Annotated in this window: 17 protein-coding genes and 1 tRNA gene; 5 read left to right on the top strand and 13 right to left on the bottom strand. The window is 65.2% G+C overall.

Annotation, left to right across the window (positions count from 1 at the left end; translation table 11 throughout):
* Window positions 1-49 precede the first annotated feature (49 nt).
* Window positions 50-322 (bottom strand): hypothetical protein, encoded by a 273-nt coding sequence (locus tag K8R92_06240; GenBank protein ID MCE9619490.1) that lies wholly within the window; start codon window positions 320-322, stop codon window positions 50-52.
* A 181-nt stretch (window positions 323-503) separates the two neighbouring features.
* Between K8R92_06240 and K8R92_06245 the strand changes: the two genes are divergently transcribed.
* Window positions 504-4115, top strand: coding sequence for a PDZ domain-containing protein (locus tag K8R92_06245; GenBank protein MCE9619491.1), 3612 nt, complete (start codon window positions 504-506; stop codon window positions 4113-4115).
* Here K8R92_06245 and K8R92_06250 read toward each other — a convergent pair.
* The 4 genes from K8R92_06250 to K8R92_06265 form a co-directional block, all read right to left on the bottom strand.
* Window positions 4091-4696, bottom strand: a complete 606-nt coding sequence (locus tag K8R92_06250) for an inorganic pyrophosphatase (GenBank protein MCE9619492.1) — start codon at window positions 4694-4696, stop codon at window positions 4091-4093. The genes K8R92_06245 and K8R92_06250 overlap by 25 nt on opposite strands.
* Complete coding sequence (locus tag K8R92_06255) at window positions 4693-5586, bottom strand: SWIM zinc finger family protein (GenBank protein ID MCE9619493.1); 894 nt, start codon at window positions 5584-5586, stop codon at window positions 4693-4695. Before K8R92_06255 ends, K8R92_06250 begins: the two co-directional genes overlap by 4 nt.
* The gene (locus K8R92_06260; GenBank protein MCE9619494.1) at window positions 5583-8741 is read right to left on the bottom strand and encodes a DEAD/DEAH box helicase; all 3159 of its coding nucleotides are present in this window, start codon (window positions 8739-8741) and stop codon (window positions 5583-5585) included. The genes K8R92_06255 and K8R92_06260 overlap by 4 nt, the downstream gene beginning before the upstream one ends.
* A gap of 167 nt (window positions 8742-8908) precedes the next feature.
* A tRNA-Lys gene (locus K8R92_06265) sits at window positions 8909-8981 on the bottom strand.
* Between the two features lie 412 nt (window positions 8982-9393).
* Between K8R92_06265 and K8R92_06270 the strand changes: the two genes are divergently transcribed.
* Window positions 9394-10239 (top strand): tyrosine recombinase XerC, encoded by an 846-nt coding sequence (locus K8R92_06270; protein ID MCE9619495.1) that lies wholly within the window; start codon window positions 9394-9396, stop codon window positions 10237-10239.
* Here K8R92_06270 and K8R92_06275 read toward each other — a convergent pair whose 3' ends face one another.
* Genes K8R92_06275 through K8R92_06285 form a run of 3 tightly spaced genes read right to left on the bottom strand, consistent with a single transcriptional unit; the run spans window position 10240 to window position 13458 of the window.
* The gene (locus K8R92_06275) at window positions 10240-11337 is read right to left on the bottom strand and encodes a 5-(carboxyamino)imidazole ribonucleotide synthase (protein MCE9619496.1); all 1098 of its coding nucleotides are present in this window, start codon (window positions 11335-11337) and stop codon (window positions 10240-10242) included. It lies immediately after the preceding gene.
* Complete coding sequence (purE, locus tag K8R92_06280; GenBank protein ID MCE9619497.1) at window positions 11334-11864, bottom strand: 5-(carboxyamino)imidazole ribonucleotide mutase; 531 nt, start codon at window positions 11862-11864, stop codon at window positions 11334-11336. Before purE ends, K8R92_06275 begins: the two co-directional genes overlap by 4 nt.
* Window positions 11865-11889: 25 nt before the next feature.
* Entirely contained in the window at window positions 11890-13458 is a 1569-nt protein-coding gene (locus K8R92_06285; GenBank protein MCE9619498.1) for a hypothetical protein, read from the bottom strand.
* Window positions 13459-13486: 28 nt separating this feature from the next.
* Here K8R92_06285 and K8R92_06290 point away from each other — a divergent pair, with 28 nt between their 5' ends.
* From K8R92_06290 to pdxA, 3 genes are read left to right on the top strand one after another with little or no spacing between them, the layout of a single operon-like run.
* Window positions 13487-14323, top strand: a complete 837-nt coding sequence (locus K8R92_06290) for a hypothetical protein (protein MCE9619499.1) — start codon at window positions 13487-13489, stop codon at window positions 14321-14323.
* 31 nt (window positions 14324-14354) lie between these two features.
* Entirely contained in the window at window positions 14355-15002 is a 648-nt protein-coding gene (locus K8R92_06295; protein MCE9619500.1) for an RlmE family RNA methyltransferase, read from the top strand.
* Between the two features lie 38 nt (window positions 15003-15040).
* Complete coding sequence (gene pdxA, locus K8R92_06300) at window positions 15041-16177, top strand: 4-hydroxythreonine-4-phosphate dehydrogenase PdxA (GenBank protein MCE9619501.1); 1137 nt, start codon at window positions 15041-15043, stop codon at window positions 16175-16177.
* Window positions 16178-16184: 7 nt separating this feature from the next.
* Here pdxA and K8R92_06305 read toward each other — a convergent pair whose 3' ends face one another.
* The 5 genes from K8R92_06305 to K8R92_06325 form a co-directional block, all read right to left on the bottom strand.
* On the bottom strand, window positions 16185-16937 hold the full coding sequence (locus K8R92_06305; protein ID MCE9619502.1) for a hypothetical protein: 753 nt from the start codon (window positions 16935-16937) through the stop codon (window positions 16185-16187).
* Between the two features lie 167 nt (window positions 16938-17104).
* A complete protein-coding gene (locus K8R92_06310; protein ID MCE9619503.1) occupies window positions 17105-18166 on the bottom strand; it encodes a hypothetical protein in 1062 nt (353 codons plus the stop codon).
* A complete protein-coding gene (locus tag K8R92_06315) occupies window positions 18163-19050 on the bottom strand; it encodes a hypothetical protein (GenBank protein ID MCE9619504.1) in 888 nt (295 codons plus the stop codon). The genes K8R92_06310 and K8R92_06315 overlap by 4 nt, the downstream gene beginning before the upstream one ends.
* Window positions 19047-19745 carry a hypothetical protein gene (locus K8R92_06320; GenBank protein ID MCE9619505.1) on the bottom strand — a complete coding sequence of 233 codons (699 nt, stop codon included), beginning with the start codon at window positions 19743-19745 and terminating at the stop codon, window positions 19047-19049. The genes K8R92_06315 and K8R92_06320 overlap by 4 nt, the downstream gene beginning before the upstream one ends.
* 3 nt (window positions 19746-19748) lie before the next feature.
* A complete protein-coding gene (locus K8R92_06325; GenBank protein MCE9619506.1) occupies window positions 19749-20756 on the bottom strand; it encodes a hypothetical protein in 1008 nt (335 codons plus the stop codon).
* Window positions 20757-20778: the final 22 nt, after the last annotated feature.

Raw genomic sequence — 20778 nt, forward strand, 5'->3', positions numbered from 1 at the left:
CTACGCCGCGACTGGATGACCCCCCTTCGGATTGCCCTTGAATGCTCGGTTAACTGGCCTGCCGGCTGGTGAGTCGGGCGAAGGCGGCTTCGAAATCGCTCAGCGACTTGGGTGTCGCCCGCGGCTTGCCGCTGCCCGTGGTGGTTGTGGCCGGTTTCGGGAATGCAATGTTGGTCACGACCTGCACCGGAGCCTTCCGGCCCAGTCTTTCATCGCGACGGTTTTCCATGGCTTGCTGAAGCTTCGACAAAATGCCCCGCAGATGCTCCAGCTTGGATGGCTGCGGTCCGGTTTCGTTCGTCGGTCCATTGATATTTTCCATGACTCCCTCTCCTTTTTGTCGGGTGCTGCGGATTGCAGGCGCCCCTCCTACGCGGTCCAATGTCGAATATGAACTGTTGATAAGCAAGAAATCGGAGGAAAATGAATGGACTATTTCGTCTCAAGAGGCCTCCCAAGTCGGTAACTTGGCTTTTCCTCCATATTTCCAAAGGCGCCATTCCATGAGAAACCGCATTCCCTGTGCCCTGCTCCTGCTTGCCGCGTTCCTCAATGCCCGGGCGACGGCCTCCGGCGTCGATCTTCCTCGGTGGCCTTCGATCAGCCCCGATGGCCAAAGCATCCTTTTCTCGTGGCAGGGCGACCTCTGGCTCGCACCAACCAACGGGGGCAACGCCAGCCGCGTCACCAACCACCCTTCCGACGACACCCGCTCTGAGTGGAGCCCGGACGGTGCGACGATCGCTTTTGAAAGCACGCGCGACGGCTATCGAAACATCTGGACCATGCCCATCAAGGGGGGCGACGCGACGCAAATCACCTTCGGCGAGTCTCCCTGCACGCTCTCCGCTTTTGCGTTGGACGCTTCCGGAGTCCCGACGATCTATTTCGATTCGACCCGCGAATCGGATTTCTACCGGGTGCCGCGCAGCTACAAGGTGGCTGCGGGCGGGGGAAGATTGGAGCGCGTGAACCAGGCCTACGGCGCGCATCCGGCGCCCAACGGACGCGGCCAATACCTGATCGAGCGCGGCGGAAGCGCCTGGTCGCGCCGTGGTTACCGCGGTTCGGATCAGCGCGATGTCTGGCTCTTCGACGCCAGCAAACCCATGGAACAGGCTTACACCCGGCTCACGGCATTCCAGGGAAACGACGGTCAGGCGCTCTGGTGCGGTCCGGACTCCTACCTCATGGTTTCGGAGCGCGATGGCGTTGCCAACCTGTATCGCCGCAAGCTCTCCGATGCTCCCGACGCCCCCGGCGAGAAGCTGACCGACTTCGCGGATGACATCACCTCTTTCGATGTCTCGGCGGATGGCAAAACGGCGGTGATCGCCTCCTGGAACAAGCTCTACCGCCTCGATCTGGCGGCGCCGCACGCGACGCCGAAGGCCATCGAGCTCACCGCCGCGGCGGATGTCCTCGATCCGGTTGAGGTGCGCCACGTGGGCAAGGACGTCACCGAAGCAGCGCTGAGCCCGGACGGCAAGACCATGGCCTTCGTCGCCTATGGGGATGTCTTCGTCCGCAGCATGGACGAGAAGTCCCCTGTGGTGCGCGTCACCTCGCCCCCGTCGCGCGAGCGCGACATCGCCTGGAGCGCCGATGGAAGCCGGCTCTACTTCGTGACCGACGCCAGCGGCAACGAGGACATCGTCGAGGCCATCGTCTCGCGCACCCGCAGCGAGCTGCGCAAAGAGGCCAAGAGCGCGACGGAGCCCGCCAAGCCGGCACCCGCCGAAGTGCCCGCGAAGGAGGACGCGAAGGCCGGGGAGAAGCCCGACGCGAACAAGACCACGGAAGAAAAGAGCGATGCGCCCAAAGGCGAGCCGTCCGACAAGCCAGCGGCGAAGGCGGACGAAAAGGATGACGCCGCGAAGGCGGACGAAGCTCCCAAACCCCCCGCGGATCACCGCCTGGATCCGGCGCGGTGGACCGAGGCGGTGGCCTTCGAGATTCGTCCTGTGGTCCAGTCGGACCTGCCCGACCGCGAGCCCGCGCCGAGCCCCGACGGAAAATGGATCGCCTATCGACAGGGCAACGACTTGATGATCTTCAACCTGACCACGAACGAAAGCGTGACCTTCCGCGACGGCTGGGATCCAGAACTCGAATTCCAGTGGAGCCCGGACTCGAAGTGGATCGCCTTCGCGCAAGACGACCGCGACTTCAACCGCGACATCTGGCTGGCTCCGGTCGACGGCTCCAAGCCGGCAATCAACATCACGCGCCATCCCGACAACGACCGCTCGCCGCGCTTCAGCGCCGACGGCAAGCTGCTGGCTTTCCTTTCGGACCGGGTCAACAACGAATCGGATGTCTGGGGCGTCGACCTGGACAAGTCGATCGAGGGTTATTCCGCCGCGGAGCTCGAGGCGTACTTCAAGGACGCCAACGACGCGGCGAAGAAGCGCAAGCCCCCCGAGGCTCCCGGCGCCAAGAAGAAGTCCAAGAAGGACGCGAAGAAAGCTGGCGCCGCCAAGAAGGACGCGCCGGAGGGCGAGGGCGACGAGAAGGACGCCGCCAAGGACAAGGACGACGATGCGAAATCCAAGGGCGAGGAGTCGGCAGGCGATGCCAAGGAGGCACTGGCCTACGACTTGGACGACGCCTACCTGCGAGTGCGCCGCTTGACTCGCCTGGCTGGCGATGAAACCGGTTTGAACATGACTCCGGGCGGCGAGCGCGTCATTTTCAGCGGAAACGACGGCGGCCCCGGAGTGTTCAGCGTGAAATGGGATGGCACCGACCAGAAGAAGGTGGCGCCGGCAGGCCGAGTCATCCAGGTCAACCTCGCCGGCGACAAGGTGGTGCTCTTCAACGCCAGCAAGGTGAGCACCACTGGCGTGTCGGGCGGCGAGTCGAAGAGCGTCGACTTCGAGGCGGACACCCTGATCGATCCCGCCGTCTGGAGCGACCATCGCTTCCAGGAAGCCGCCCGCGTGGTGGGCGAGATTTTCTACGACCCGGCAATGAAGGGCCTCGACTGGGAAACGCTCTCCAAGCGCTACCAGTCGCTGGCCCGCTCGGCGCGCACGGACGGCGAGTTTGAGTGGATCATGGCCCGCCTGCTGGGCGAGCTCAACGCGAGCCACCTGGGCGTCTCGCTGCCGTCGGACAAGCCGAACCCGAGCCGCCAGCCCGTGGGTCGACTGGGCGTTCGCACCCGCTCCGTGCCGGAGGGCTTCGAAGTGATGGAGGTTCTGGCGAAATCCCCCGCCGCGATCAGCCAGACTCCCCTTCGCGTCGGCGACGTCATCGTGGCCATCGGCGGCGAGCCAATCGCGGCCAACGAAACACTGGAGCAGAAACTTCGCGGCAGGGTCGGGCTGGAAACCCTCGTGTCGGTCCGGCGCAACAAGGCCGACGGCACTCCGGTCAACATCGATTGCCTGATCACCCCCTGCACCAATGCGCAGGAATCGGAGCTGGCCTACCAGGCGGCGACCCTGAAAAACGCGGCGCTGGTGAACGAGTGGAGCGGCGGGCGCATCGGCTACCTGCACATCCAGAGCATGAGCCAGGCCAGCCTGGACGAATTCGAACGCGACCTCTGCGCCGCGGCGCAGGGCAGGGATGGGCTGCTGGTCGATGTGCGCAACAACGGCGGCGGCAGCACCGCCGACCGGGTGCTGGCGAGCCTGATGGCGCCGGTGCACGCCTATACGGTTCCGCGCGGGGCCGACCGCTCCTACACCCACGGCTATCCACAAGACCGCCTCTTCATCCAGCGCTGGACGCTGCCGGCGAACATGCTCTGCAACGAGAAGAGTTTTTCCAATGCCGAGATCGTCAGCCACGCCTTCAAGAACTTGAAGCGCGGCTCGCTGGTCGGCGAACAGACCTACGGCGGCGTGATCTCGACCGGCTCCACCTCGCTGACCGACGGCACCACCATCCGCACGCCCTTCCGCGGCTGGTACACCCCCGAGGGCACCGACATGGAGAATCACGGAGCGATGCCCAATGTCCGCGTGCCGGCGAATCCAATCGACGAGTCGAACAACTTCGACGCGCAGCTGCGCGCGGCGGTCGACGACTTGATGAAGCGGCTTCCTGCGGACTCCGACGCCGCCGCGGCGGCACCGGCTCAGCCTGGAAACGCCTCGCGGTAGTCCTCCATCGCAGCGGCGACGACGGAACGGGCCTGCTCGACGCCGTAGAGCGCGCCCACCTGCACGGTGGCCTTCTCGCCGGGGCGCATCTTGTAGGTGAGGAAGTAGTGCCGCAGGCGCTCGACGAGGCGCGGCGGCAGGTCACCGATGTCACGGGCCTCGGACCAGATCGCATCGTCCTTGAGCACGGCGACGATCTTGTCATCGGCTTGGCCGGTGTCCTCCATCAGCAGCCCGCCCAGGACGCGCGTTTCCAGAATCACCTCCACGCGGTCGATCGGCCGCTCGGAGAGCACGCAGATGTCCAGGGGATCGCCGTCTCCGGTCGCGATGCCGCCGACCTTGGCGACCCGGGCTCCGCAGAGCGTCCGGGGAATGAATCCGTAGAGTGTCGGTGGCGTGCTGCTGGTGCGCTGCGGCCGGTCGACGCGGAGAAATCCGCTGCGCTTGTCGACCTCGTACTTCACCAGGTCGAAGGGCGTGATCTCGATGTAGGCGTTCACCAGGTCGGGCGGCGATGTTCCGGCGTCGAGCCCATGCCAGGGATGGGGCCGATAGCGCTGGTGGGGAGGCTGTGTCACGGGGTTCCGTCTTCGATGCGCTGTCGAAGCTCGATGACCTTGGCGCGCAGGCTGTCCTGCACGCTGGCCAGCAGTCCGACCAGCGGAAACTTTCCGCCCAGCGGGCTGGCACCAAGGCGGCGCAGCACCGCGTGGGGAATGTGCTCCTGCGCCGGCAGCGCCTCGAACTCGGCCAGCTTGCGGCCCGGGCGCCAATAGTCGTTCAGGCAGGACTCCAGCGGGGGCAGCTTGGCCTTCTGCGAGGGCAGCTGCGCGCTCTGGTGGCTCTGGCTCACGCCCGCCGAGTGCACGTTGCGGGCCTCCTGCAGGCGCTCAAGCAGCTTGGTCCCCGGCAATCCGCGCAACGCGAAGAGAACCAACGGGTCGACCTCGATGCGCTCGACCAGCAGATAGGTCACGGCGACGATGTGCTTGCAGGGGTTCTTCTCGCCGCAGTCGCACTCCACCTTCAGGTCCTTCCAGCCGCGCGGCAGCAGTTGCACCTCGCGCTCCTCGAAGACCTCCTCGATGTCGATGGGCATCTCGCCCACAAGCAGCTTGGCCGCAAAGACCGCCTCCTTCGCCATCAATTGCACCACCTCGGCCCACTGCTCGGGGGTCAGGTGCTTCAGGGAGATGCGGACGGTGTAGGGCTTGAAGGCCCGCCCCTGCACCAGCGCCTCCACCGCACCTGTGTCGACGGAGAAACTCGCCGCCTGCCCGCTGAGCGCGTACTCCATACCCAGCACCTGCGCGCCGAGGGAGGCCTTCTCCTGGACCGACTGGACAAAGGTCCGCGCAGTCCAGGGCAATTCCTCCAGGCCGTTCTTGCGGCGGAACTTGATGCCATGACGGACGCGCCGCGGCGCGTCGGGTTTCTTGGGCTGACCGGCGGCGGGATTCACGCTCATGCGTCCTCCAATGCCGTGGTCCGGAGCGAAAGAATTTCGCGCAGCTGCCCGGTGCTGAGCTCGGTGAGCCATGCCTCGCCGCTGGAGATGATCTGCGTGGCCAGCTCCATCTTCTGCTGGATCATCTGGTCGATGCGCTCCTCGAGCGTTCCCTCGGAGATCATCTTGTGCACGTTCACGGTCCGCAGCTGGCCGATGCGGAAGGCACGGTCGGTGGCCTGGTTCTCGACCGCCGGATTCCACCAGCGGTCGTAGTGGAACACGTGGTTGGCCGCGGTCAGATTCAGTCCGACGCCGCCGGCCTTCAGGCTCAGAACGAAGATCGGGGCGGTGCCCTGCGGATCCTGGAAGCGGTCCACAAACTGGTCGCGCTTGGCCTGCGGCGTGCCGCCATGCAGGAAGAGTGATTCCGTGTCGAGCTCGCGGCGGATCATGGTCACCAGCAGGTGGCCCATCTGCCGGTACTGCGTGAAGATGAGGGCGCGATCTCCGGCCGCGATCACCTCCTCGAGCATCTCGATCAGGCGCGTGCTCTTGCCGCTGCGGCTGGAGAGCAGGCGGTCACTCCCGCTCTCGGGAATCTCGATCACGGCCTCGTTGACATCATCCGATTCCGCCTGTTTCAGCGCCTCCTCGGGCGCCACCTCGGGAAGCTGGGTCTGCCGCAGGAAGTGCAGCGGGTGGTTGCAGATCTGCTTGAGCTTGACCAGGGCGCTGAGCACCAGGCCGCGGCGGCGCAGGCCTTCGGCGCGATCGACCTTGGAGAGCATCTCCTCGACGACCTGGTCGTAGAGGGTGATCTGCTCGTTGGTCAGCGGCACATGCTCGCGCGATTCGATCAAGGGCGGCAGGTCGCTGATCACATTCAAGTCGGTCTTCAGGCGCCGCAGCACGAAGGGCCGCACCAGGTTGCGCAATTTCTCGGCGCGGTTGCGGTCGCGGTGCCGCTCGATGGGGACGGCGAAGCGCCGCTTGAAATCCGCCAGCGTTCCCAGGTAACCGGGCGTGCAGAACTCCATGATCGACCAGAGCTCGGTCAGGCGGTTCTCCACCGGCGTGCCCGTGAGCGCGATGCGGTGATCCGACTGGATGGCGCGGATCGCGGCGGTTTGCTTGGTCGGCGGATTCTTGATGTGCTGGGCCTCGTCCAGGGCCACGCGGCGCCAGGCAATCTTCTCCAGACTTTCCTGGTCGCGGGCCACCAGCGCGTAGGTGGTGACCACCACGTCGGACTTCTCGGCGACTTCCTTCAGCTTCTCGCCTTGCGGCCGGTCGAGCCCGTGGTGGATGTGCACGGTGAGCTCGGGGGCGAAGCGGGTGAGCTCGCGGTTCCAGTTGCCCAGCACGCTCATCGGCGCCACCAAAAGCGTGGGCCCGACTTTCTCCCCTTCCGGAGCATCCTGCCGCTCGATTTGAAGCAGGGCGATCAACTGGATTGTCTTGCCAAGTCCCATGTCGTCCGCCAGGCACGCGCCCAGGCCATAGCGCCCCAGGAAGGCGAGCCAACGAAGGCCTGAAAGCTGATAGGGACGGAGCGATCCCTGGAAAAGAAGGGGCTGCTCCAGCTGCGGCATGCGGTCGACCGCATCCACCGGCCCGAACACCTCCGCGACCCAGCCCTTGGCGTCCATGCCGAGCACGGGAATTCCCGTGGTGTCGTCGGCGGCCCCGTGCGCCAGGCGCAGCGCCTCAAGCAGGGACATTTGTCCGCCTGGGTGCTGCTTCAGGAATTTTAGGCCCGCTTCAAGATCCTCCTTGCGCATCTCGACCCACCGATTGTTGATGCGCACCAGGGGAGTGCCCTTCCGCGCCAGGGCCTCGAAGGCCTCCATGGTCAGGGGTTGGTCCCCGAGGGCGATCTGCCATGAGTAGTTCACCACGCTGTGAAGTCCGAAACCACCCTTGCGACCCGCGGCGAGCGAGTTGGTCAGCATCTCCGGGCTCGGGCCGTCGCCTTCGATGAACAGCTTGGCGCCGATGCGCGTGCTCGATGAGCCCCACCACTCGGGAACCGTGCATTGCACACCGCTCTCTTCAAGCAGCGGCTTGATGTCGCGCAAGAAAACGTACGCCTCGGCAGTGGTCAGATCGAGTCCCGTTGGGGAGGTTTCCTCGAGCGCGTCCTCGAACTTGGGCCAGATGCGCGAGACGCGGGCGAGTTCGCCCAGGAGAAGCTCGGCGGTTTTTTCAGCGGCCTGATTGGCGCCGCCACGCCCCGAGGCTTGCGCCCAAATGGTCTCGGCTTCGAGAATGGAAGGCGGATCCTCGATGGTGATCAATTGGAACGAGAGGCGCCAGGTGTGCTTTTCCTCCTCGCCCTCCTGCTTCGTGTAGAGCGTGCTCGGAGGCTCCTCCAACCTCAGCAGCAGGTGCATGGGCCGTCCCTCGCCGATGTCCTCGAGGATCGCGAGCCACTGCCGCACGCCGCGGACCAGGCTGACATCCCCCACCGCCAGATGCTTCACCTCGATGTCGTTGCCCAGCAGCGCACCGAGCCACGCCACGTGCGGATCGCTCGTGGGATCGCGGTCCTCGATCGCCTCGGCGTAATTTTCGACCACCATCACCTGCCGCAGAAACGAGTCCACGCAGGCATTCAGAAAGGATTCCAGCACGAGCCAGCCGTCGCCGGAATGCGCGTCGGCCACGGCCCTGCAGATCGGAGGCATGCCGGACAGGAGCATGCCGGCGCGTTCGGCGATCGCCGTGTCATGCAGCCAGGGCCGCCAATGCGCCTTCACGGCGCCGCTTCGATCCTGCTGCACCGTGGGCACGACGCGCTGATCCTCCATCAACTCCATCGCAAAGCGCGCGGCCGAGCACCAGAACTGAAACTCATGCCCGGTGTGCTCGTGGTTCAATCCGCCCGCGGTTTCAAAAGCCAGGAGCCTCTCCTGGACCCCGCCCGGCGGAACCGCAATCGTCGGAACCTGCACGGCGTCCAGATGCAGATCCTCTCCGTTGTCCGCATCCGTTCCCATGGCGACCGCCAGTCGATCGCTCGGTGCCGGAACGAGATGGTCGAAGGGCAGCACAAGTTGTATGGAGCCGGCCCTTGAATTGTCCCCGACCTGAAATCCCGCCGCCCCAGCGAGTTGCCGCAGCTCGGCTTCGCCGCAGGCGAAGGGATGATGCGGGATCGTCTCCGATTTCAAGTGATCCAGAGGATCGGAACTCGTGGCGGCCGTGCGACTCGCCTGGGCGTGCTTGGTGAATAGGGCGCTCGACTCTCCCCAGAGATGGAGATGATCACCGTGCCAATTTGCGTGCAATACGAACATCAGGGATGCGGATTCTTTAAATGGGAACAGTCAAACAGAAGTGATTGCGCTGGGACTCGAACCCAGAACATGCTGGTTAAAAGCCGGCTGCTCTACCAATTGAGCTACGCAATCTCGAACGAACAAGGATACCTTGATATCCCCCTGACCTTTTAGGGCATTTTTTGGAATATTCTCGGACTTTGCTAAAGTCCGAGAATAGAGTCTCCCGATCAAGTGTTATCAAACAAATGGATTCGAGAGAAGTACGTCCCTAAATATTTGAAATTGGATTTGGAGTTCTTGAAGTTGTATCGGACTGTGTCCGAAGACTTGTTGCGGTTTGACTGGACGGATCCTCTCGAAGGCAAGCCGGAGCAAGAATAAAAGGAGTGATGTCATGCAAGCAAATCTTCCCATAGTAGACCGTTTCGTTGCGTACCTCGGAGATGAAAGGCACTTCAGCCCTTACACCGGGCGCTGCTACGCATTGGATCTCAGCCAATACGCGGATTACCTTTCCACCAAGGGAAAAATTTCCATCGACATGAATGTTGAGAAGGCGGCGCTGGAATCGCGCAAGGCCGATCTTCAGGGCCGCAGCGTCACCGCGCGGATGCTCTGCTGCGACGTGGAGACCATTCGAAGTTTCCTGGCCACGCTAAGCGAGAAGAAGTATTCGCTCGCCACCATGGCCCGGAAGATCGCCACCCTGCGCTCCTTCCACAAGTGGATGGAGCGAACGGGCCTGACCTCGAGCAATCCCATGACCATGATCCGCTCGCCGAAGCAGCCCAAGCGGCTGCCCAAGGCGATCTCGGTCGATCAGATCGAGCGGCTGCTCTCGGCGCCCGATCCCGAGGACCTGCTCGGCGCGCGCGACCGCGCCATCCTGGAATCCCTCTATGCCACCGGCATGCGCGTCAGCGAAGTGGTCGGATTGAACCGCGGCGACGTGGTCTTCGATGCCGGCTCTGAAAGCGTCAGCCTTCGGGGCAAGGGCAAGCGCGAACGCGTCGTGCCCCTCAATCCGAAGGCCGTGGAATCCATTCAAAAGTACATCGCGATGCTGGACTCCGAGCGCAATGTGAGCCGCGCCCCAGGCGCCCCGCTCTTCGTCAACAAGAACGGAACCCGACTGAGCACCCGCTCGGTCCGCCGCAAGGTCGCCAAATACCTGCTGCAGGCGGGACTCGATCCGGACATCAGTCCGCACACCATCCGCCACTCTTTCGCCACGCATCTGCTGATGAGCGACGGGGTCAATCTGCGCGAAGTCCAGGAGCTGTTGGGGCATCAGAGCCTGAGCAGCACCCAGATCTACACGCATCTCACCTCGGCGCGCACCCGCGAGGTGTACGACAAGGCGCATCCCCGCGCCGAAGCGAGCTGATCAGGATCCGTTGAAGGCGAACTCCACCAGTCGATGGGCGTCCGCGCCCACGGCGGTGATGTGGCCCAGCTTTCGGCCGGCCCGCGGGGACTTGCCGTAGAGGTGCACGTGCGCGTTCGCCGGCCGCTCCAGCGGCGAGGGAACGGCGCCGACCAGATTGATCATGACCGACGCGCCCCTGAGCGCTGTCGAGCCGAGCGGCTGGCGGGTGATCGCTTTGATGTGGTTGGTGAACTGGCTGGTCTCGGCTCCCTCAATCGACCAGTGGCCGCTGTTGTGGACGCGCGGCGCCATTTCATTGGCCACCAGGATCTGGCCCGCGCCGCTGCTCTGCACGAAAAACTCGACGCACAGGACGCCCTCGTAGTCCAGGGTCTCCATCATGGCGCGGATTGCGGACTGGGCTTGTTCCAGAATCGCGGGCGACACCCCTTCGGCCGGCACGACCGTCCGGCGCAGGATGCCCTCGACATGCCGATTGCGGCAGGCCGGATAGAAGAGGATCGCCGGCGCATCGACGGGTTGGACCCTGCCGCGCACGGCGATGAGGCTGATCTCAAAATCGAATGGAACAAACGCCTCGAGAATGCACGGAACACTTCCGAGTCGCTCGAATGCGGCCCTGGCCGAGGAGCGCTCGTCGATCTTCTGCTGGCCCTTGCCGTCGTATCCCAACCCGCGAGTTTTCAACATCGCCGGCAAGCCGACACCTTCGAGCGCCTGGGATAGCTCGGCCGCGCTGGACACCGCCGCGTGCTTCTGCACGTGCAGGCCATGGCGCTGAAAGAGCTGCTTCTCCCGGATTCGATCCTTCGCGATGGCGGCACACTGGGGCGAGGGACGCATGGGAGCGAATCGAGCCAGCGCTTCGAGGGTCTCCAGCGGCACGTTCTCCCACTCGAAGGTGAACACATCAACGCCCCGCGCAAAATCGGCGAGCGCCTGCGGATCCGCGAAATCGCTTCGAACCACCTCGCCGAGCGACTCCACGCAGCACTCCCCGGGCGGTACGAGAAACTTGAAGGAGTGACCCAGAGGCTTTCCGGCCTGGGCGAGCATCTGTCCGAGCTGGCCGCCGCCGACGATGCCGATCTTCACCGACCGCCATCCTTGGAGGCGTGGCGTGAAGGATCGGGCTGGCTCAACACCGCCTGGGTCCGCGCGGCCCGGTCGGCGGCGAGCGCCTGGCGAATGTTCGGATGGTCGTGGGCTAGGATCGCCGCGGCGAGAAGCCCGGCATTTTCCGCGCCGGCGCGGCCGATGGCGAGCGTGCCGACCGGAACTCCCGCGGGCATCTGGATGATTGAAAGCAACGAGTCCAGCCCCTGAAGCGCGGCCGTGTTCACGGGGACGCCCAGCACCGGCAGCAGCGTCTTGCTCGCGCACATGCCGGGAAGGTGGGCGGCGCCGCCCGCGCCGGCGATGATCACGCGCAGCCCTCGCCCGGCGGCGGTCGATGCGTATTCAAATAGAAGATCGGGTGTGCGATGCGCACTCACCACCCGGCATTCATGCGGCACGCCCAGCTTGGCCAGCATCGCGGAGGCGTGCGTCATCGTCTCCCAATCGCTTTGGCTGCCCATGATGACGCCGACCAGCGGGTTGGGATGCGAGGTCACTTCCATTGGGGCCATCCTACGAAAGGGCGAATCACTCGCTGAACCCGTGCTTTTTGAGGTAGTCGCGCATCGAAAGAGCGAATCGGCCGCGGGCGATGACGGCCGCGGTGTCGTGGGTGGCGCCGGGAATGATCTCGATGAATCCGCCTCCCGCGGGCGGCGCGGCTCCGGCCCGAACATCGGCTTCCTGCAGCGCCGCGACTTGCTTTCGCAGCTTCTCGACGGCGCGCTCCAGGTAGAAGGAGTCGCGCGATCCGACCAGCAGGTGGACTTTGTCCGCGAAGACCGGCGCCAGCTCCTTCCAGCGCTTCGCGACCATGCGCGCGATGTCGTAGGGGCTCCAGTATTTTTCGATCACCTCGTGGTCGATCCGGCCGGTCACGGGATCGAATGCGTTGCGCGGAAGGTCCTGCCGGATTCCCGGGGCGCCGAAGCAGGCGTTCCAGGAATCCCACTGCTCGCCGGATCCGCCTTCCGGATCGAGCGCCCGCTCCATGCCAACCTCCTGCTGGACCGTCATGAGCACCTGATCATCGTTGGGACCGATGGGCCGGCGGTAGGAGCCCTGCGGTTTTCCCTGCGCATCGGTGAACATGTTTTCGTCGTGGTACATGTCGCTGAGCTGGAAGCAGGTGAAGTCCACCGGATCGGGCGAGCTCGACCAGCACCCTCCGAACGCCTCCGGATGCGTCAGCTGCAGCCAAAGCGTGCTCCAGCCGCCGCTGGAATGGCCGGTGAGCAGGCGCGCTTGAGGATCCCGGATCAGGCGGAAGCGCTCCTCCAGCAGCGGGATCAGCTCCTTCACCAGCGCGGCGCCGCGCGGCCCGTTGAGCTTCGAGTCGGCGAAAGCGTGATGGCCCAGCGGGGACTCCGGATCGAGAATGACCCAGACGGCCTGAGGCACGCCGCCCGTGTTTGAGGCGCCCAGCATGCGCACACAAGCGTCAACGTCGACGAAGCGCCCGCCGAAACCGGGGACGACATAGATGGTCGGCCAGACGCGCCGCGGGAAATTGATGTTGTTGTAGCCGTGCGGCAGGACGACGGCGGCGCGGTGGCGCGTCGGCCGGCCGGTGGCCTGGGTCAGCATCGGGCTGATCTCGTCGATCCAGACCACGTTGTCGTGTTTCGGCAGCGCGATGTCGGGGACGACTTCGGTGAGCTCGATGACTCTCGTGTCTCGTGAATGCGGATCGAACGTCATGGTGACGGGCTTGGAAAAGAGGTTCCCGGGACTGTGGTGCCCGCGCTCGGCGTGGTGGTTGTCGAACACGGCCTGCAGCTCGTACTCGCCGGAGAGTTGGTCGATCGGCACGGGCCAGCCGGTGGCGGAAGCATCGATCACGATGGGCTGGCCCGCCTTGAGGGATTGGACGGGGACGCTGTAGATGGGCTGCGGATCCTCGAAGAAGGGGCCGTCGGCCGGATCGGCGCGGTTCTTGGAATGGGTGGCGTTGAGGAAAAGTTTCAGGCGGCCCGAGGCCGGACCTTTCGCCAGCAGCTCCTGGGACTCCGCGGGAACGACGACTTCGATGCGGTCGCCTTCCGGCGCGGCGCCGGCGACTCCTGCGAGCAACGAGAGAAGTGCGATCGCGATCATCGCCCCATGCTATCGGTAGACTCCTGCGGTGCGACGGCGGACGACATCCATCCTTCTGTGCGCGGCGCTCGCCGCGGCCGCCGCGTGCCATGGAACCAGCGGGCCGGAACGCCTGACCAACCGGGTGCTCAGCGGCTCGCGCGACGGACTCGCCGGTGCGGTCGACAGCCCGATCAATCTGGAGTTTCCAGACCAGCCCGGACTGCTGGACGTGAAGATCAAGAACGCCTCCGGCGACGTACTGGTCCTCGGCCGGGCCGAGGAGGCCACGGGCGACACCAAGGTGCGCATCGAGCCGCGCATCGAGGTTCGCGCCGCCGGCGACTCCAAGATGCAGCTGGAGAAGATCAAGTGGGTGGCGCGCGTCGACCCCAACGACCATGGCGGGCACACGCTTTTCATCGAGGTCGGCAGCACGGACATCGACGCGTGGTTCGTGGGCTCGGACATTGAGGTCGAGGTGCCGCGGCTGGGGGCGGTGACCGTGGACACCAAGCGCGGCAAGATCATGGTCGACGACAACCGCGGCCCCGTCGACCTCAGCACCGTCAGGGGCGAGATCCGCATGCGCACCCCATGGCCGATCACGCAGCCCTGCGCGATGGTGACCAAGGACGCCGACATTGTCTGGATCTCGCGCGGCCAGAGCTCGGGCGAGTTCGACTGCGAGACCATCGGCGGCAACATCGTGGCCTACTGCCGCATGGGGCGATGGAACATCGCCGACCACCGCAACGACAAGAACTCGCTTCACGCCATCCTGAACTCGGGGTCGAATCCGGTCGTGATGCGCAACGTGGATGGCGACATCCGGATCACCATCGTCGAGGATCCGCACGACACCGGATCCTTCCATTGGCCGTGAGCCGCTGCCGGCCCGATTGCGTGCAACGCCCATGAAGGAAGTCCAGGACTTTTGGTTCCGCAAGGCGAAGGAGGAGGGCTATCGCGCACGCAGCGCCTACAAGCTGCTGGCGATCGACGAGCGATTCCGCCTGCTGAAGCGCGGCATGCGGGTGCTTGACGCGGGCGCGGCGCCGGGATCCTGGACACAGGTCGCCTCGAAACTGGTCGGCGAGCGCGGCGAGGTCGTCTCGGTCGACCTGAAGCCGATCGATCCGCGGGGGCTTGCCAAGAATGTGCGGCTGATCTGCGGGGATTTCCGCACGGTCGCGCGGGAGGAGTTCGGCGGCACTTTTGACGCAATCATCTCCGACATGGCGCCGGACACCTCCGGCGTGCCGATCGCCGACGCCGCGATCAGCGTCCGGCTCTGCCACACGCTGCTGGATCGCGCCCGCGATTTCCTGGCCGTCGGCGGCAGCCTGGCAATGAAAGTCTTCGAGGGTGGCGACTATCCGGAACTGCTCCTGCGGGCGAAGAATGTCTTTCACGAGGCCCGCGGCTTCAAGCCCGCGTCGAGCCGGGTGGAGAGCGTGGAAATGTTCATCGTCTGCACCAAGTATAAGGGCGCGAAGAACGACCCCGCAACGCCGACGGGGCGCGTGAAGCCCCCGCCCGCTCCCGGTTGGAAGAGCGGCTGAGCGGTTCAGCGGTTCGGTTCACCTACAATCCTGCGGACATGAACCCGCGCGATCCATCCAAGGAAACTCCCCCCCGGAGCGAGCCGGTGATTGCGATCACCATGGGCGATCCCATGGGCATCGGTCCCGAGGTCGTGGCCAAGGCGCTCTGCGATCCGGCGATTCTGCGGCTGGCGCGATTCGTGGTCTACGGGCAGAACCAGCCGCTGGTGGACGCGGCGGACCGCGCGGGGTTGCGGCCCTTCTGGTTCCGCATCGCGAAGGAAAATATCCCGGCGACGCGCGGCATGGCCGCCGAGCCGGTGGTGGTGGACTACGGCCATGAGGATTCGCTGGAGCAGGCGCACGCCCCCAGCCGCGCCGGCGGGCTGCTCTCCAAGGCGTTCGTCGAAGACGCCATCGCCGACGCTCTTCGCCCCGTCGGCGACGCGCGGCGCGTGGACGCGGTCGTGACCGGTCCCATCTCGAAGGAGAGCTGGTCGAACGCCGGCTTCAAATGGCCGGGGCACACGGAGCTCTTCGCGGCGCGGTGCAAGGCGGCGCGACACGCGATGCTCTTCGAGAGTCCAAGATTGCGCGTGGTGCTGGCCACGGCGCATGTGCCGCTGATGGACATCCGCAATCTGCTCACCATCGGACGGGTCTTCGATCCGATCGACCTGGGCTACAACTACTGCCGGCAGCTGGGCATCGAGAAGCCCGCGATCGCCGTGTGCGGATTGAACCCGCACGCCGGCGAAAATGGCCTCTTCGGCGACGAGGAGGAGCGCGTCATCGCCCCGGCGATCGAGATCGCCCGGCGCAACGGCATCGACGCCCGCGGCCCCTTCCCCGGCGACACGATTTTCATCGACGCCGCCGCCGGCAAGTGGGACCTGGTCGTCGCGATGTACCACGATCAGGGACTGATCCCGGTGAAGCTGCTGGGCTTCGACCGCGCCGTGAACACCACGATCGGCCTTCCGATTGTGCGCACCAGCCCGGATCACGGCACCGCGTTCAACATCGCGGGAAAGAACACCGCCAGCCCGAACAGCTTCAAGGCCGCGATCGAGCTGGCGGTGCGTCTGGCCCGAAGCGCCGAGCCGGGCGCCTCCTCGGTTCAGAACCGGGAGACGCCCCCCAAGGACGCGGCCCTGGATGCGATCGGTTTCGAGGACACGGACGCCGAATAGACCCGCTTCAGCGCGGATCCTTCGCCGGCTTTTTCCCGGGCTTTCGACCGCGTGATTTCGCCGGCTCAGAGGACGGATCGTTGGCGGCCTGCTTGTCGCCATCCTTGCCGACTTCCTCCTTGTCGAGCGTGCGGGCGCCTCGCCGCGCTCCCGCCGCAGCGGCACCGGCGGCCGCCAGCACCCCAGGCGCTGGAACGATCGTGCCGTCCACGCGAAGATTGTCCAGCCGCGCGTTGCCGCTGGCGCCCGTGGCCCCCGAGAGCTGGATGCGGAGCCGGAGCGAGCCGTTGTCGGCGAAGGTGAACGCGGAAAGGTCCATCGCGTGGCGCACCCACTGCGTGGTACTCGCCGAGATCGTCCCGACATCCAGCCACGACTGGCCGTTCCAGATCTGGACCAGCATGCCCGCAAATCCGCTGGTGCTGCGCCGCGCCGCCACGCTCAATTGAAGCTGCTGCATCCCCTGCGTGTCGACGTCGATGACCATCGACTTGGAATTCTGCGACGAGCCGGTGACGGTGAGCCCCTGCCCAGCGGCGACTCCGCTGACCGCGTTGATGTCCGTTCCCGACAGCACGCTCAGGCCGCCGGTGAATTCCGCCAGCGACAGACCGCCGTGGCCCGTGTCCGCCACGAGCGTCGCGGGCACCGTGCCCGTCAATGCATTGAAATCCCAGGCCGAGACCACGTCCGCACCCGCGCCCCGGGCGCAGCACAACACCATCGCCATCGAGGCGAGCCAATTCTTCCCATTCGACATTTTCCTGCTCCTTGTTTGGCGGGCCCATTCCCGCGTGGGGCACTTGTACGACATGCCCGCGGCGTTTCGCGACCACGCCCCTCTTTTTCCAAAAGTATTTTTGCGACCAGCGTCACGACGCCGCGGTCGCGCGCCGCGAGGGAAACGTGCCCAATCGAAGTTCTTGCCTACAGCCCGGAGCTTCGGAAGTGGTTCGGGTCGATCAGCCAGAGCCAGTCGTCGAAGAGGAACTCCACCCGCGCCGCCAGCAGAGCGATGCGACCCATGACCGTGTAGCCGAACGCCGCGCCGAAGGTGATCATCAGGAACCAGATACCCACGCGAGCCGCGCCGCCGATCGCGCCCTTGTGCTCGACGCTGAAGAAGAAATAGACCAGGCAGCAGATCACGCCGGTCACCAGGATGATGTTGGCCACGCTCGCCCAGAGGCTGGCCCAGAGGTCGGTGGCTCCACCGCTTCCGGCGACCGTCACAATCAGCGGCTTCATGGTGGCCTGCGCCTGTGCCATCAGGTCGCTTTCGATGTGGCTGACGATCTTCAATCCGGCGGTGACGCCCACGATGAAAGCCAGCGGCCAGGCGCTGATCCATCCGCCCTTGGGCATCAGGCGCCACAGCATCATCACGCCCAGGATCAGGGCGAGGGCCATGCTGATTTTCTGCGACATCACCGGGTCGACCAGCGATGGCTGCACCATCGATTTCACCAGCCCGGGTGTGAGTGCGCCGAACATTTTCGGCACCAGCGTGTCCCAGAAACCGATCACGCCCCAGTACGCCGCACTGACGCCGACCACCGTCGCCTCGGCGACCTTGTAGAAGGGATTGTCGGCGTAGAGGAAGCTGAAAACCGCGAGCGTGAAGAAGGCGGCGAGCCAAAGTCCGATGGTGCGCGGCCAGGAAAGCGTGATGGCGCTCTGGGAGGGATTGGCCTGCTGTGCGGCCGCGAATGCCCGCGGCGGAACTTCCTTCCACTCCGCCCACACGACTGTTTCTCCCGCGGCTGCGACGACCTTGGCGTCCTTGGAACCGGCGCCCTGACCCGGCACCGTCGGATTCGTGCCGGGCGCCGCGGCCTTCGTGCCGTCACCCGCACCGGGCATGGTCGCGGTGACCTCCGAGCGCTGCACATAGATGCGCCCCAGCCCCTGCCCGGTCATGCCCCGCACCACCAGCAAGGCCAGGAAGATCGCCCCGATGACGAGCCATGTCTTGCGCTGGCGGCTCATGCGGCACCTCGGTGTCGGCGGGCGAAGAAGATCGTGTTGCCGGCGATGATCAGTCCCACCATCAGCAGATGGCCGACCAGCTGCGGTGCCATGCGGCGCTGTGCCTGCTGGTATTTCGGCGAGATCTCCCCGCCGATCGACGAGTTGACCATGGACTCATACTCCGCCGCGCCCTTGATGGCGGCCAGGAGACCCGCAATCTGCTGCGGAAAGTAGGGATAGAGCTGCGAGGCGCTGACGCCGGTGCAACCCGCGATGAAATTGAGCTTGTCGTTGCGGGCGCTCACCACGTACTGCACCCACTCCTTGCTTCCGGGGTAGCCGGCGCTGACCGAGATGAGCAGCGGAAAATCACCGACTGACTTCACTCCCTTGAGGATCGGGATGGTGCTGGTCGCCTCGCCGCGCGAATCCTTGGGGAAGGCGATGGCGAAATCCGTGAGCAGCAGCTTCATCACCGCCTCGTTGCCCGCCTGGAAGCCCATGTTGACGAAGTCCTCACCCTCGCGCATCGCCGGATAGTCGGTGCGGATGACCTCCTGGATGGTCTGCTGCGCCATCTGGTTGCCCAGCGGCCAGAGCGCGATGAAGACGATGCGCAGCCCCTTTTGGGCACATTGATGCATCAGGGCCGTGGCCATCGGCTGCAGCTCGCCGGAGCTCGCCGGGTCGTAATCGAAGGAGAAAAGCACCAGGCTCTTCGCGGGCAGCTTGTCGATCTCGTCGAAGGCGGCCTTGGCGGCGAGCGTCGGCGCCTCGGGCAGGGTCTTGCCGGTGATGCCGATCCAGAGGATCGGGCCGGACACAGCGAGGAACATCAGCAGAAAGATCCAGCGCCGGTCGATCCGGTCCAGCCGCTCGAACCAGGAATTGCTTGGGCTCATGCGTCACCCCCGCCCAGCCAGCTGCGGTCGAGGCCGAAGAGGATGCGCAGGCCTGTGGCGGCCACGCCCAGCGCGATGCCGATCATGATGGCGCGGCTGCCCGCCGTGTTGAAGACCTGCATCACATAGACGCTGAGATTCTCCAGGCGCAGCCCCGAGGCCCAATCGGGAAGCCAGCCGGTCAGCAGGACTCCGGCAAAGGTGCGCCCGAGCAGAATGATGAACGCGGTGATCAGCAGCAGCACGGCCTCGGTGTTCTTGGCCCGGAAGGCGCGGAAGGCGGCGCTGGCCACGAAGAACGCCAGCAGGGCAAACATCGTGCTGGTCAGCGGGGTCATCACATACTCGTACATCCACATGAAGGCGGAACCCTCGGTGTCGTTGCCGCCGCTGTACGGCGCCTGCGGATATTGCGTGTTGGGATGGATGCCGATCTTGCTCATGCCGATGAAGAGCATGGCGATGAAGGTGCCAAAGGTGATGATGCTGTAGCCCCAGCCCGCCTCGCGCCGGCTGAGCTTGCCCAGATGCTGCTTGGCCAGGCTGAGGGCGCCGAGAATGAATGCGATGGCGGCGATCACGCTGAAGATGTCGGCGAACATTTCGCCGGCGCGCTCGGCCACGGGAATGAAGGAACTGAAGAGGATGCCAAAGCCGGCGATGACCGCGATCCAGAGTGGAATGACGCGCTTCATGCCTTAGCCGCCCACCATCTTGTAGAGAAAATCGAGAACGCCGGCGGCGCCGGTGGAATCCGGCGAGCGTGCCACGATGGTGGCAACAATGGCACCCAGCACCACCATCACCATGACGGCGAGCTTGCCCGCGTCCTGACCGCGCAGGGTTCCAAGTTGTGCGGGCTCGCCGCTCAGATAGGCGCTCGCCGCGAAGAACTCCTCGCCGATCAGCGTGTAGTCGCACGCCGCGACGAAGAAAGGAAGCTGGCTGCTCTCGGCGGTACCGGCGATCTGGATGGCGCCGATCGCGTTGCCGGTCTCGGCGAAGATCAGGCTCTCGGCGTAGAAGCAGCCCATGTAGAAGCAGGTCGCGGGCTTCTCGCGGACCATGTAGCCGGCGACGTGGGCCACATAGCCGAACTGCTCGTCGGTGATGTAGTTGATCCGGTCGTTGGAGAAGCCGTCGGGCCGCCCCGCCGAGAGGTAGCTGGCCCGCACCACGTCGCGGGCGGCCTCCATCACCAGCGAGCGGCTGGTGGGCACTTCGATCGTGGCGTCATATTCGGCGGCGGTCTTGGCCACGCGCCCAAGCATGGTCAGGCCCGCGACCGTCTGGATGTTGTCCATGTCCTGAATGCCGGGCACGAAGAGGATCGCGCGACCCATTTCGGTGGCGCGGCCGACGGCGTTGTCGACGGCCTCGAGTGCGGCGATGCGGCGGATCTTCATCGGGCGGCCACGCTTGGCCATGGCCACGGAGACGGTGACCGCCAGGCCGACGAAGATGATCCAGAGGAAAAGTGCGGTTTTGCCCTGATTAAACCAGCCATTTTCAGGCTCGGGCGCCTTCGCATCCGCCGCTTGAGGCGGGTCTGAGGCCAGAACCGCGGCGGCTTCGAGCGAGGCCATGTGCGTCAAGGACGAGGCCTGCGACGCCTTGGCGAAACCGATCGAAATGAAAAGGAAGGCGACACACATCCACGAATGAATCGTGAAACGCCGGGAAGGGATCACTCGCGTGCTCCGCATGGCGGGCACTGTAACCAAAAAT

The organism is Planctomycetota bacterium (assembly GCA_021414025.1).
In the GTDB taxonomy this organism is placed as follows: Bacteria; Planctomycetota; Phycisphaerae; order Phycisphaerales; family SM1A02; genus SYAC01.